Raw genomic sequence first — 12,279 nt, forward strand, 5'->3', positions numbered from 1 at the left:
CCGCTAAAATAGTGAAGAAATTTCTGTTTTATAGGCATCCAAGCCCTGATTAATATTTCCCTTCACCTGTTGAATGATATTGATTAACTTTTTGGCATAACTTGGATCCGTCGCATAACCTCCAGACTGCAATGCATGTGCTCCGCGTTCTGGTGAGTTAGATTTCAGAACATTCTGATAGCGAGGGTTATTCGACAGCATCGAAGTATAATCTGACAGTGCTTCAGAATAGGATGGATATACCCTGAAGGCGGCTTTCACCTTTTGTTTCACACCATCGATATATTCGGTAGTGGTTATTTCCGTAGTATCGCCTTTCCAGTCTGGCGTCGCTTTTATGCCAAATAAGTTATGGCTGGGTTTGCCATCTTTTGTGGCGATCTCTTTATTTCCCCAACCCGACTCGAGCGCGGCTTGGGCGATTATCAACTGATGAGGAATACCACTTTTTTGTGCTGCGGCGATCGCAGGTCGCAGCATTCGAGAGATAAAGTCGCTGCTCTTCTCTATTGCGCCAGTGAAACGTGACGCCCCTCCAGCCTCACTCGCCTGAGTCGTCGGTTGAGGCGCGATTTGTGGTTGTTTCAACAGCGCACTGTTCAGGTTATAGGGCGCTGGCGCAGCACCCACCGTATTTTGCGCGGTGGAAACCTCGCCGCCCATCTGCCTTACCATCAGGTCTGCAAATCCCATTTTGCTCTGTTCGGCAATATCCTGAGAGATCTGCTGGTCATACATTGAGGTAAACATGTCCGACTGCTGACTGTGCATCAGACCATCTTTAAACGAAGCGTCACGCATACTTTTGAGCATCATTTGAATAAACATGCCCTCCATCTGCTTCGCCGCCTCTTTGACGCCCTCTTGTGAGTTGCTTTTTACCTCACGCTTCAGCGCATCAAGGCTACGGAGATCGAAGACCGCTCCCGTTGAAAATGATGACTGGCTCATCAGTTCGTCTCCAGTTTAGCTCGCAGGCAACCGGCGCTTTTCATCGATTGCAGGATCGACATCAAATCATTAGGTGTCGCCCCTAAACTGTTCAGCGCCCGCACCACGCTGTTAAGATCTGCGCTGGTTTTCACCTGCTGTAAGTGACCATTCTGCTCACGAACAGAGATCTGCGTATTGGGTGTCACCACGGTTTGCCCGCCGCCCAGTGGGGTATCAGGTTGGCTAACCTCATTGGTTTGCGAGATCTCCACGGTCAAATCGCCCTGAGAAACAGCACAGGCTTCCAGCACCACATGGCGGTTCATCACCACAGAGCCAGTACGGGAGTTAATGATCACTTTGGCATCCATCACCCCCACTTTAATCGGGATGTTTTGCACATTTGCCAAAAATCGAACTTTCCCCGCACTGTCCGCCGGAGCGAAGAGCTTGATGGTGCGCGAGTCTTCCGCCATCGCGGTTGATCCGCCTAAGCGACGGTTGATCTCATCACTCACTTGCTGGGCGAGGGAGAAATCATCCTCGTTGAGTTGTAGTCTCAGGATATTCTCGGAGGCAAAACTGACTGGCACTTCACGTTCGACTGTCGCGCCGCCCGAGATCCGTGCGCCGTTGAGTTGATTGACCTGCACTCGGCTCCCGCCCGCTTGCGCACCAGAGCCAGAGACCAGCAAGTTGCCCTGAGCAAGGGCATAAATTTGGTTATCGACGCCTTTTAATGGCGTCATCAGCAGTGTGCCACCGCGTAAACTTTTTGCATTACCCAGCGAGGAGACCACTACATCAATTTTCTCACCCGGTCGTGCAAAGGGCGGCAACTCGGTCGTCACCATCACGGCGGCCACATTCTTGAGCTGCATGTTGGTGCCCGCTGGCACGGTGATCCCTAATTGGGACAACATGTTACTGAGACTTTGCGTGGTGAACGGCGTCTGCATGGTCTGGTCACCGGAGCCATCTAGCCCAACCACCAGCCCATATCCCATCAGAGAATTACTACGAATCCCCTGAATCGTCGTCAAATCACGAATTCGTTCTGCCTGAGCCTGTTGTGGCAAGAATAAAATCAAGCCAGTACAAAACAGACTCAAACATAAGGTAAAAAATGGAGTTTTCATTAGCTGTTCATTAATAAGGAGAGAGGTTAAGGAACAGACGCTGCAACCAGCCCATCTGTTGTGCTTCGTTGATGTACCCATTGCCGACGTATTCAATTCGAGCGTCGGAAACTTGGGTGGAGATCACCGAGTTGCTGCTGCTGATCGTTCGCGGGTTTACTACGCCGGAGAAACGAATAAATTCAGTGCCTTGGTTGATGGCAATCTGTTTCTCGCCAACGACTTTGAGGTTGCCGTTTTGCAACAGTTGTTGAACCGTCACGGTGATCGTCCCACTAAAGGTGTTTTTCGCCGCTGCTCCCCCTTTGCCGGTAAAATCACTGGAGCCACTGATGGCGGCATTCGCTTTATCGCCGCCAAAGAGTCCTGACATAGCGCCGGGAACCGCATCGAAAGAGAGCCCAGTTGAACCGCCGCGATTCGCATTGGCTGAAGAGCTTTTACTGGCGCTGACATTCTCTTGCAGCACAATCGTGAGCGTATCGCCCACATTGCGTGGTCGGCGGTCTTCAAACATCGGCTGGTAGCCATAGCTCATCGCCTGTCCGGTTTGAAAAACCGACCCATTCGCCACCGCCACTTCCTGCGATGCTGGGCTAGCTGTCGTAACACCATCGACTAATGGCTTGTGAGGGATATAAGCGCATCCTGTCAGAAACAACGTCAGCACAGCTGAGGCTGAGAACAGCCCTGTCGCGCGTTTAGGGCCAGAGAATCTGTGGGAAGTATCCATTTCGGATATGACGGAACAAGACTGGTTTTTCATTTCATCCACTGCGATCAAAAACAACCATAAATCGGCCCCCGCTGTTAAAGCAGAGGCCGGACTTATGGGTGCTATCAAAGTTGTGTCAGGCGTTGCAACATCTGATCCGATGTCGATACGGCCTTACTGTTAATCTCATAGGCGCGCTGGGTCTGGATCATATTGACCAGCTCCTCGGCCACATTGACGTTAGAGGTTTCGATATACCCTTGCTTAAGGGTTCCCCCGCCGTTCAGACCCGGTGTAGTCTCATTCGGTGCACCAGAAGATTGCGTCTCCCGATAGAGATTTTCACCAATGCTTTCAAGACCAGAATCATTGATAAAGGTGCTGACCGTAAGCTGCCCAACCTGCTGTGGCGCGGTTTGGCCCGGCACCGTTACGCTGACAATGCCGTCGTTACCCACCGTCAAGGTATCCGCATCCTGCGGGATAGTGATGGCAGGTTGAACCGGATAACCGCTGGAGGTCACCAACTGACCATTTTGGTCAAACTGGAAAGAGCCGTCACGGGAGTAAGCCGTTGTGCCATCAGCCATTTGCACTTGGAAGAAACCATGGCCTTGAATCGCCAAATCTTTGCTGTTATTGGTTTGCGTCAAGTTACCTTGGCTGTGAATGCGCTCGGTGGCGACCGGACGAACCCCTGTCCCTAGCTGCAATCCCGTGGGGATCGTGGTCTGCTCCGAAGATTGTGCTCCGGGCTGACGCAGTGTCTGATAAAGCAGATCTTCAAACACCGCACGCTGGCGTTTGAAGCCATTGGTGCTCACGTTTGCCAAGTTATTGGATATCACATCCATATTGGTTTGCTGGGCTTCAAGACCTGTCTTGGCAATCCATAAAGAACGGATCATGCTGAAATTCCTCTTTGCCGGGGGTTACCCCATGGCCAGTAACTGGTTAGCTTTCTTATCGTTATCATCCACCGCGCTGATGACCTTCATGTTCATGTCGAAACCGCGTGCGGTGGCGATCATGTCAACCATCGACTTAACCGGGCTGACATTGCTGCTTTCGAGTGCACCGGGAACCAGTTGTAAATTCTGGTCTGCGGGCAATGCGGCCAATCCGGCATTGGGCGAGGTTTCAGCGATATGAAACAGGCCATCATCCCCGTGGCTCAGATCCTGAAGTTTGGCATTGACCATCTTCAGTCTCCCCACTTGCGCCAGCGCGGAAGGCTCTTCCCCTGCGCCACGCGCGGTAATGGTGCCGTCTGGTGCAATGGTCAACTCTGACTGCGGAGGAACATTGATCGGGCCGCCATCACCGATAACCGGCAGCCCCCTGACCTTCAGCAAACCTTCACTGTCGATCTCAATATTGCCCGCGCGGGTGTAACCCTCTCCGCCGTCAGGAAGTTCAACGGCAAGCCAGCCATCCTGCGGTAACGCCACATCCAAATTGCGCCCCGTCTGGTTGATAGCCCCCATGGAGTCGTCGTGATAAGGGGTGGATTCCGTTACCAATGTCCGCGTTTGAACTGAAGGTCCCTCCACCGGGACAGCGCGAAAAGCGGAGAGCTGTGCACGAAACCCCGTCGTGGAGGCATTCGCCAAGTTGTTTGACACCACCCCTTGGCGGTTGAGGGCAGCATTCGCCGCACCCATTGCGGTATAAATTGCGCGATCCATAGAGTCAGCCGTTAACCGAGGTTAGCCAGAATCTGAAGGAGTTCAGACTGGGTCTTGATGGTCTGTGAGTTGGACTGGTAGTTGCGCTGATAAACGATCATGTTGACCATCTCTTTACTCAGATCAACGTTGGAGGCTTCAAGCCGATTACCAAACAGATTGCCCAAATTCCCTGTCCCTGCAATACCATCGACGGGTTGCCCTGATGCCGGTGTTTCTGACCAACAGTTGTCGCCCTGAGAAGATAAACCGCCCGGATTGGTGAAATTGGACAGCACAACCTGACCCAGTAATTGCTGCTGACCGTTACTGTAGCTCGCAATAATCTGGCCGTTATCACCGACCGTGTAGCCATTCATCTGGCCGGGGGCGTAACCGGTGGTGGTCGGACTCGCCATGGCCGTATCCGATGCCTGCTGGGTCATGCCATCCATATCCAGCTCGAAATCCAGTGGTTCGCCGCCGTTATAAGCCGCGCTCTGTACACTCAATTTCGCAGGCTTGGTGGTCAATTGCCCCGAGGTATCAAATTTTAACTCAAGCTCCTGATAAACAGGGTCGCCGTTATTATCTAGCTTCGGCGAGGTGGTATCGCTGGAGTAGGCTTTCCATTCGTTATCACTGGTTTTAACGTAATACACATTGATGGTGTGTCGATTACCCAAACTGTCGTAACCGTCTACCTGACTCACCGAGCTGTAACTTTTATTGTCTGCCGGATCAAATTTGATCGCCGGATCTACCACCTCAGTGCCAGAATCCAAATTACCGCTGAGGCTGCCGCCGTCAGAAGCACGAGCCGGCATCTGGCCTGATGGGATCTGAATAGGGCCAACCGCCGCGCCGGGCTGGATCGCAGGCGGAGTGCCCGAGGCCTGATAACCGGTCAAGAACATGCCTTGGTTGTTGATAATAAAGCCGTTTTCATCCTGCTTGAACTGCCCGTTGCGGCTATAAAACACACGGCCGGCTTCGTTGGTTAAGCGGAAAAAACCATTCCCTTGAATACCCATATCTAGGCTGCTCGCCCCTGAGCCCAGAACACCATCGCTGAAGTTCTGATTCACTGAAGAGACCTGCACACCCATGCCGACCTGCGAGCCTGCAAATACGTCAGCAAAGGCGATGGACCCTGATTTAAATCCTACTGTTTGGGAGTTCGCGATATTGTTACCGACCACATCAAGTGCTTGTGAGGCCGCATTGAGTCCACTAAGGCCCTGTGAAAAACCCATAATTAATTTTCCTGAATACTAAAAAGAGAATGTTGAAATCTGATCACTCAATGAAATAAATATCACCCAAGCTTGCGGTGCCATTTAATCCCAACTGCAACACGGCACCGGTTGGTGAGAATGAAACACCATCGACCTTGGCTTTTTTCAGAGAGGTGATTTTCGGCGTATTGCCGTCATCATTTGCGGCTGAGAATGAAACCTTATATGCCGCGCCTTTACCGGGAAGCTCACTCGGTTGGAAATTACTCAGATCATCAAGCGTTAATTTATTCACACCCGCTTTGACATTTTTCAATTCAGCGGTATAAGCGTTACCCAGCTCATCCGTTAATGTCACCGTCACTTTGTCCGCGTCGGAATCTAGGGCGAAGCCAAATTCTTGATTACCTTGCTCAGCGCCCTCGCCTTCCCCGACGTTCTCACTTTCTTTGGTGCCATTGACGACAGAGGAGTCACCTTCAATCCAGACCTGACGCCCCACCCAATCTGCGGCATTCATCTGCTGCATACTGGTAACCAGTGAGCCAACAGCCATAACAGTAGAATTGAGCTGCTGAACACCGGATGCGGTACTAAATTGCGCCAGTTGAGAGGTTAACTGGTTGTTATCCATCGGGTTGGTTGGGTCTTGGTTCTGCATCTGAGCGACGAGGAGTGTCATAAAGCTATTGGTTAAATCCTCAGGATTGCTCCCATTACTCGCCCCATCCTTGGGCGCTGCGTTATTACTATTCATTACTGGTGAAACAGCCATTTCCCCGTCCCTTATTGACCCAGAGTCAATGTTTTTAACATCATTGATTTGGCCGTGTTCATCACTTCAACATTGGCCTGATAACTGCGCGAAGCCGAAATGGTATTCACCATTTCACTCACGACATTGACATTCGGCATACGCACATAGCCCTTGTCGTCCGCCAGTGGATTCGCAGGTTCATAGACCATGCGGTCTGGCTCAGTACTCTCCACGACATCCCCCACCCGGACGCCGCCAATTTCCTGCCCTGGCGCACTATCGACCTGAAAAATAACCTGACGGGCGCGGTAGGGCTGACCATCTGGCCCGGCAATACTGTCGGCGTTAGCCATATTGCTGGCGCTGACGTTAAGCCGTTTTGATTGGGCTGCCATAGCAGACCCCGAAATATCAAAGATGCTGAATGTTGACATGGCAATAATTAACCCTGATTGATGACACTCATCATGCCTTTAATTTGTGAGCCGAGAATCGTTAAGCTGGACTGGTATTTCATGCTGTTATCAGCAAAGCTGACTCGCTCACGATCCATATCAACGGTATTACCGTCGGCACTAGGTTGATCTGGAATACGGTAAAGTAATTGATTGCTATTAATAGCAGGTGCCACACCGGCAATATGCGTCCCTGACGTTAATGCTAACGTCAGCGGTGCATTGTCAGGTGCACTCCGATCCACCGCATTTTTTAATTGCTGAGAAAAATCCATATCTCTGGCTAAATAGCCTGGTGTATCTACATTGGCAATATTCGAGGCCAATATATCCTGACGTTGAGTCAATAAGCTTAGAGCTTCTTGCTGGAAACGTAATGCATTATCGAGTTTATCAAGCATTGAAAAACTGACCTCTACCCTATGAAGATTAACGCCGTACATTCTATGGTCGAACGATTCAATTTTATACTTCGAAGATAAGACAAAAGTAACCTTATTTAAGTGGATGAATTATCTTGGCATGATAAAACCTAACTACCCTTTGAATTGGCGTCACAATTGTCATTATTTATCGCGTTAATAAACTTAATTTATGGCCTATAATTCGCTCATCGAAAAATGATAACAAAAAATCGACAACAATATAGCTATCTCAATATTTAATAAAATTAAGGTCAGAAAATTCTATGTTTTCCTCATGTCGTCTTTTTATTACATCGCTAATATTGGTTTTCAGTTTTAGCCTGTTTGATGCCTCTGCGACACCACCCACGCCTAATGAAACGCCCTCCACACCAGAAAATCCGTTGATCGCGCAAATAACCGCACTGGTGAATTCTCAAGGCGGAATAGCCACTGACGCCGCAGTCACTCGCACGATAAAAATTCTGACGCCCCCCGAACAGTTGGCCTTACTCTGCTCAGCCCCTGAGCTTTCATTCGCAGGCAATAATAGCCGCCTCACCGGCAACAAAAGTGTCATCGCGCAGTGTGGCAGCCAACGTAAATTCATCCAGATATCCGTTCAGGCGCAAGGGACATGGTGGGCTGCCCGTAAAACGATCAAGCCAGGAAGTGAGATTCAAGCGGAGAATATCGTGTCTCGCACTGGCTCACTGGATCGGCTGCCCGCCGGTCTGGTGTTCAATAAAGAGAGCATTGTGGGTCAGACGGCGGCCCGCACGATCACGCGGGGTCAGCCCATCGTTCAAACTCAGTTACGCCGACGCTGGGCCATTGTTTCCGGGCAGGAAGTAGAGATAACCGTGACTGGGCCGGGGTTTCGCATACGAGCCAAAGGCAAAGCGCTGGACAATGCAGCGGTAGGCAAACCCGTAAGAATTGCCATGCGCTCAGGGCAAATCATGCCCGGAGTGGCCTCTTCCGAGGGCAAAGTGGACATTAATCTTAAAGAATAATTTTAGTTTTTTTAATAACCACCGATATTATATTTATACCGAGAGGTCGCAATATTAACGAACTGCCGAGGATAATAATGAGTATAGATCGCACACAACAACCCCTAGCAGTTACGGCTGTTAATGCTCAGCAAGATTTAAAAGTGCGCTCAAAAGTGGAAGAGCTAAGCTCGCAACACATTGAGAGCAATGAAGTGTCGGGTACGCAGGTGAAATTAAGTCAATTGACCCAGCAGATCCAATTCGACGACTCCCGTGATATTGATTATGGTCGTATCGCTAAAATTCAGGCAGCTATGGACGCGGGTGAACTTAACCTCGATAGCGATCACATAGCCCATGCCCTGGTACAAGATATCTTTCAACTCTCATAAGTTGTAATAAATAAATGAAAATGGAAAACTTACGCTCCATTCTGCTTAAATTGGAGGGTTCTCTCGAGGAATTCGAAGCCATTCTTATCGAAGAGATAAACCAATTAAGACGGACACAAATAAATCCAGTCTCACTGCAAATTGTGTCTGATAGCAAAAGCCAATTATTGTCTACCATCAGTCATTATGATGAATTACGTAAGCAGCAGGAAATAACGCTACAACAGACGGCCCCTTATCCAGAAAATACACGATTTGCATCTTACTGGAGCAATATTATCCAGAAAGTTAAAGTGGCTAATGAGTTGAACGAGAAAATTCATCTATTACTCGACATGCACATACAAAAAAGTGCCAACCTAAAAAACGCAGTCGATAAAGTGGGTTCCAACGCATCAATGTACAGCCAAGAGGGTCAGGCGAACTTACCCTCTTCTGGAAAAGTTTATAATATCAGCGTGTGATGCTCGCCCAGTGCCGCTTTTCCCTGTTGCCACCCCACCAAATGACTTGGGTGGCTCAACAGGCAGGCTGAGGATGTAAAGGAAACATTCCATGTCTGAATCGCATTGATATCATTAATTTTATTTATACATCAAATGATAGGCTTATACTAATCGCAGTCATCAATACATCATTCAGATCATACAGGAGTTAAAGTCATGCTTAATATTGATCGGAAATACCTCATGAATCTTGATGAAAGCGCATTAAAAAAGCAGCGATGGATAATGCAGATCATTGCCATTTTATTGCTACTGGGCGGAATATTCTGCCTGATTAACCCATTAGCCTCCGGCGTGGTGCTGAGCAAGATCATCGGTATTCTGTTGTTACTCAGTGGTATCGCCTTGATTGTCGGGATGATTGCCAACCGCTCTCATAACCTCTGGCCGATGGTGACCGGTATTTTGCTCGGTGTGGCATACATTGTTATGGGTTATGTGTTCGTCACAAACCCAGCAATCGGTATGATAAGTCTGGCGGTGGTTCTCGCCGTGCTCTTTGCCTTTGGTGGGGTCATGCGGCTGATCACTGGCTTTAAAACTTGGGGAATGCCGGGCGCATGGTTGCAAATTTTACTGGGGGTGCTGGATCTGGTGATCACCTATCTCTTGGTGAGCGCGGGGCCATTGATGTCGATCACTATGGTGACCACCTTGGTCGGCATTGAAATGCTGTTCAGTTCATTTAGCTGCTTTATGGTGGCTAGCCTCTATAAACGTAATGCATAGTTATTAGTCGTTATTAATCGTTATTCGTCGTTATTAATAGTTATTCATAGTTCCCTTCTTCTAAGCGGTATCCTGAGTCTGGGATACCGTCTTTCGACGTCATATTCATGACCGCTATCACAATCAGCACATCGTAATTTCCCAAGCTGCACGGCACCGTCTAAATTTGAGTAAAAAATCTCATCCGACCACTTGCGCTATCAGGTAAGGGCGGCGAGAAATAACAATAACGGTTTGGCGATATTGAGCTGATTGATAGCGCCAGAAGTACACCCGATGGAGACTGCAATGTTAGCTTACCCTCACCTGCTCGCCCCCCTGAACCTTGGCTTTACCACCCTGAAAAATCGCGTATTAATGGGATCAATGCATACCGGACTGGAAGAGTTACCCGATGGGCCAGAACGTCTGGCGGCATTTTATGCTGAGCGGGCAGCGGGCGGCGTTGGCCTGATTGTGACGGGCGGCATCGCGCCCAATAAGCAAGGGGTGGTCTATCAGGGCGCATCCGTGCTGAATGACCCCGCACAGGTGGCGCATCACCAAATAGTAACCAACGCCGTGCATCAGGCGGGCGGAAAAATCGCGCTACAGATTCTCCACGCAGGCCGTTACAGCTATCAGAAACAGCCTGTCGCCCCTTCTCCGCTGCAAGCGCCCATTAACCCCTTTGCGCCACATGCATTAAGCCATGATGAGGTACTGCAAACCATCGCTGACTTTGCCCACTGCGCCCAACTGGCCAAACAGGCGGGTTACGATGGTGTTGAGGTGATGGGGTCTGAGGGCTATCTCATCAATCAGTTCCTCGCCGCCAGAACCAATCATCGCGATGATGAGTGGGGTGGCGATTTCACCCGTCGGATGCGTTTTGCCGTCGACATTGTGCGGGCGGTTCGCCTCGCCACCGGGCCAAATTTTATCCTCATTTACCGCCTGTCGATGCTCGATTTGGTGGAGGAAGGCTCCAGTTGGAACGAGATCGAACAGTTGGCACTGGCGGTTGAAGAGGCCGGAGCTACCCTGATTAACACGGGCATTGGTTGGCATGAAGCACGAATTCCTACTATCGCCACCATGGTTCCTCGGGCCGGATTTAGCTGGGTGACCCGCAAACTGATGGGGAAAGTGCGCATTCCACTGATCACCACTAACCGCATTAATGACCCCGCCGTTGCTGAGCAAGTACTGGTCGAGGGCTGTGCAGATATGGTTTCGATGGCGCGTCCGTTCTTAGCCGATGCCGCTTTTGTCCAGAAGGCCGCGCAAGATAAGGCCGATGAAATTAACACCTGTATCGGTTGCAATCAGGCGTGTCTGGATCAGATTTTCGACGGCAAACTGACGTCATGTTTGGTCAACCCACGCGCCTGCCGTGAAACCGAAATGCCCGTATTGCCAACAGAAGCACCAAAACGGTTAGCGGTGGTGGGTTCGGGTCCGGCCGGATTAGCCTTTGCTGTGACCGCCGCCAGCCGAGGTCATCAGGTCACACTGTTTGATGCCGCTGCCGATATCGGCGGCCAGTTCAATATCGCCAAGCAGATCCCCGGCAAAGAGGAGTTCTACGAAACCCTGCGCTATTTCCGCCGCCAATTGGTGCTCCATGGCGTCGTTCAGCAATTGAATACCCCAGTACAGCCACAACAACTGGCCGATTTTGATGAAGTGATCCTCGCCTGTGGCATTCAACCGCGCTTACCCGCCATCGAGGGGATAGATCATCCCAAAGTGCTGACCTACCTGGATGTATTGCGCGATAAAAAACCCGTGGGTGAACGAGTCGCCATTATCGGGGCTGGCGGAATTGGTTTTGATACGGCGGAGTACCTCAGTCAATCCGGCGATTCCAGCAGTTTGGATAGCGCCGCCTTCAGCCGTGAATGGGGGATCGATCAAGATCTGGCCCATCGCGGCGGCTTATCACCCGCCGGGGCCAAAGTCGAGCCATCGCCTCGGCAGATTTTCCTGTTACAGCGGAAAACCAGCAAAGTGGGCGAAGGCTTGGGCAAAACGACCGGCTGGGTCCACCGCACCAGTCTGGCGATGCGCGGCGTGAAGATGCTCAACAGTGTCAGCTATCAACGCATTGATGATGAAGGTTTGCATATCACTCGCGCCGAGCAAAGTAGCTGCCTGCCCGTCGATACTATTATTATCTGTGCTGGTCAGGAGTCACGCCGTGAATTGCACCAGCCCTTGCTGGATATGGGCAAAACAGTGCATTTGATTGGGGGTGCTGACATCGCCGCCGAGCTGGATGCCCGCCGAGCGATTGATCAAGGAACACGTCTGGCGTTAGCAATCTAAGCGGGCTATTGGCAATCTATGCTAACTATTGGAATC

14 protein-coding genes are annotated in these 12,279 nt (G+C 50.4%); 5 read left to right on the forward strand and 9 right to left on the reverse strand.

Annotated features, from left to right (window positions below; translation table 11 throughout):
• Positions 1-3: 3 nt before the first annotated feature.
• The 9 genes from flgJ to flgB all read right to left on the reverse strand — a co-directional run bounded on the left by flgJ (position 4) and on the right by flgB (position 7,305).
• Positions 4-951: a flagellar assembly peptidoglycan hydrolase FlgJ gene (gene flgJ, locus HRD69_RS02190; RefSeq protein WP_032814048.1), complete on the reverse strand. Its 948-nt coding sequence runs from the start codon at positions 949-951 to the stop codon at positions 4-6.
• Positions 951-2,072, reverse strand: a complete 1,122-nt coding sequence (locus tag HRD69_RS02195; RefSeq protein WP_004874789.1) for a flagellar basal body P-ring protein FlgI — start codon at positions 2,070-2,072, stop codon at positions 951-953. The genes flgJ and HRD69_RS02195 overlap by 1 nt, the downstream gene beginning before the upstream one ends.
• Before the next feature lie 10 nt (positions 2,073-2,082).
• Entirely contained in the window at positions 2,083-2,838 is a 756-nt protein-coding gene (locus tag HRD69_RS02200; protein WP_371410631.1) for a flagellar basal body L-ring protein FlgH, read from the reverse strand.
• Positions 2,839-2,912: 74 nt separating this feature from the next.
• Positions 2,913-3,695 (reverse strand): flagellar basal-body rod protein FlgG, encoded by a 783-nt coding sequence (gene flgG / locus HRD69_RS02205; protein WP_004874787.1) that lies wholly within the window; start codon positions 3,693-3,695, stop codon positions 2,913-2,915.
• 24 nt (positions 3,696-3,719) lie between these two features.
• Positions 3,720-4,475: a flagellar basal body rod protein FlgF gene (locus HRD69_RS02210; RefSeq protein WP_004874786.1), complete on the reverse strand. Its 756-nt coding sequence runs from the start codon at positions 4,473-4,475 to the stop codon at positions 3,720-3,722.
• Between the two features lie 11 nt (positions 4,476-4,486).
• Entirely contained in the window at positions 4,487-5,710 is a 1,224-nt protein-coding gene (flgE, locus tag HRD69_RS02215; RefSeq protein ID WP_004874785.1) for a flagellar hook protein FlgE, read from the reverse strand.
• A gap of 43 nt (positions 5,711-5,753) precedes the next feature.
• Positions 5,754-6,467, reverse strand: a complete 714-nt coding sequence (locus HRD69_RS02220; RefSeq protein ID WP_004874784.1) for a flagellar hook assembly protein FlgD — start codon at positions 6,465-6,467, stop codon at positions 5,754-5,756.
• 11 nt (positions 6,468-6,478) lie between these two features.
• Positions 6,479-6,883 (reverse strand): flagellar basal body rod protein FlgC, encoded by a 405-nt coding sequence (gene flgC / locus HRD69_RS02225; RefSeq protein WP_032814047.1) that lies wholly within the window; start codon positions 6,881-6,883, stop codon positions 6,479-6,481.
• Positions 6,884-6,891: 8 nt separating this feature from the next.
• Positions 6,892-7,305, reverse strand: coding sequence for a flagellar basal body rod protein FlgB (flgB, locus tag HRD69_RS02230; protein WP_004874782.1), 414 nt, complete (start codon positions 7,303-7,305; stop codon positions 6,892-6,894).
• A gap of 287 nt (positions 7,306-7,592) precedes the next feature.
• On the opposite strand from flgB, the gene flgA reads away from it, so the two are divergent.
• From flgA to HRD69_RS02255, 5 genes are all read left to right on the forward strand, one after another.
• Positions 7,593-8,324, forward strand: coding sequence for a flagellar basal body P-ring formation chaperone FlgA (gene flgA / locus HRD69_RS02235; protein ID WP_032814046.1), 732 nt, complete (start codon positions 7,593-7,595; stop codon positions 8,322-8,324).
• 77 nt (positions 8,325-8,401) lie between these two features.
• Positions 8,402-8,698, forward strand: coding sequence for a flagellar biosynthesis anti-sigma factor FlgM (flgM, locus tag HRD69_RS02240; protein ID WP_032814045.1), 297 nt, complete (start codon positions 8,402-8,404; stop codon positions 8,696-8,698).
• A gap of 20 nt (positions 8,699-8,718) precedes the next feature.
• Complete coding sequence (locus tag HRD69_RS02245) at positions 8,719-9,162, forward strand: flagella synthesis protein FlgN (protein ID WP_032814100.1); 444 nt, start codon at positions 8,719-8,721, stop codon at positions 9,160-9,162.
• A 198-nt stretch (positions 9,163-9,360) separates the two neighbouring features.
• Positions 9,361-9,933: an HdeD family acid-resistance protein gene (locus tag HRD69_RS02250; protein WP_032814044.1), complete on the forward strand. Its 573-nt coding sequence runs from the start codon at positions 9,361-9,363 to the stop codon at positions 9,931-9,933.
• Positions 9,934-10,221: 288 nt separating this feature from the next.
• Complete coding sequence (locus HRD69_RS02255; RefSeq protein WP_004874776.1) at positions 10,222-12,243, forward strand: NADPH-dependent 2,4-dienoyl-CoA reductase; 2,022 nt, start codon at positions 10,222-10,224, stop codon at positions 12,241-12,243.
• Positions 12,244-12,279: the final 36 nt, after the last annotated feature.

Origin of the sequence: Yersinia mollaretii ATCC 43969, from assembly GCF_013282725.1 — a bacterium.
Classification (GTDB): Bacteria; Pseudomonadota; Gammaproteobacteria; order Enterobacterales; family Enterobacteriaceae; genus Yersinia; species Yersinia mollaretii.

Coding starts and splice junctions, on each gene's coding strand:
- HRD69_RS02220 (WP_004874784.1), bottom strand. CDS start 6,467: ATGGCTGTTTCACCAGTAATGAATAGTAATAACGCAGCGCCCAAGGAT.
- HRD69_RS02250 (WP_032814044.1), top strand. CDS start 9,361: ATGCTTAATATTGATCGGAAATACCTCATGAATCTTGATGAAAGCGCA.
- flgG (WP_004874787.1), bottom strand. CDS start 3,695: ATGATCCGTTCTTTATGGATTGCCAAGACAGGTCTTGAAGCCCAGCAA.
- flgB (WP_004874782.1), bottom strand. CDS start 7,305: ATGCTTGATAAACTCGATAATGCATTACGTTTCCAGCAAGAAGCTCTA.
- HRD69_RS02200 (WP_371410631.1), bottom strand. CDS start 2,838: ATGAAAAACCAGTCTTGTTCCGTCATATCCGAAATGGATACTTCCCAC.
- flgJ (WP_032814048.1), bottom strand. CDS start 951: ATGAGCCAGTCATCATTTTCAACGGGAGCGGTCTTCGATCTCCGTAGC.
- flgM (WP_032814045.1), top strand. CDS start 8,402: ATGAGTATAGATCGCACACAACAACCCCTAGCAGTTACGGCTGTTAAT.
- flgC (WP_032814047.1), bottom strand. CDS start 6,883: ATGTCAACATTCAGCATCTTTGATATTTCGGGGTCTGCTATGGCAGCC.
- HRD69_RS02195 (WP_004874789.1), bottom strand. CDS start 2,072: ATGAAAACTCCATTTTTTACCTTATGTTTGAGTCTGTTTTGTACTGGC.
- flgE (WP_004874785.1), bottom strand. CDS start 5,710: ATGGGTTTTTCACAGGGCCTTAGTGGACTCAATGCGGCCTCACAAGCA.
- HRD69_RS02210 (WP_004874786.1), bottom strand. CDS start 4,475: ATGGATCGCGCAATTTATACCGCAATGGGTGCGGCGAATGCTGCCCTC.
- HRD69_RS02245 (WP_032814100.1), top strand. CDS start 8,719: ATGGAAAACTTACGCTCCATTCTGCTTAAATTGGAGGGTTCTCTCGAG.
- flgA (WP_032814046.1), top strand. CDS start 7,593: ATGTTTTCCTCATGTCGTCTTTTTATTACATCGCTAATATTGGTTTTC.
- HRD69_RS02255 (WP_004874776.1), top strand. CDS start 10,222: ATGTTAGCTTACCCTCACCTGCTCGCCCCCCTGAACCTTGGCTTTACC.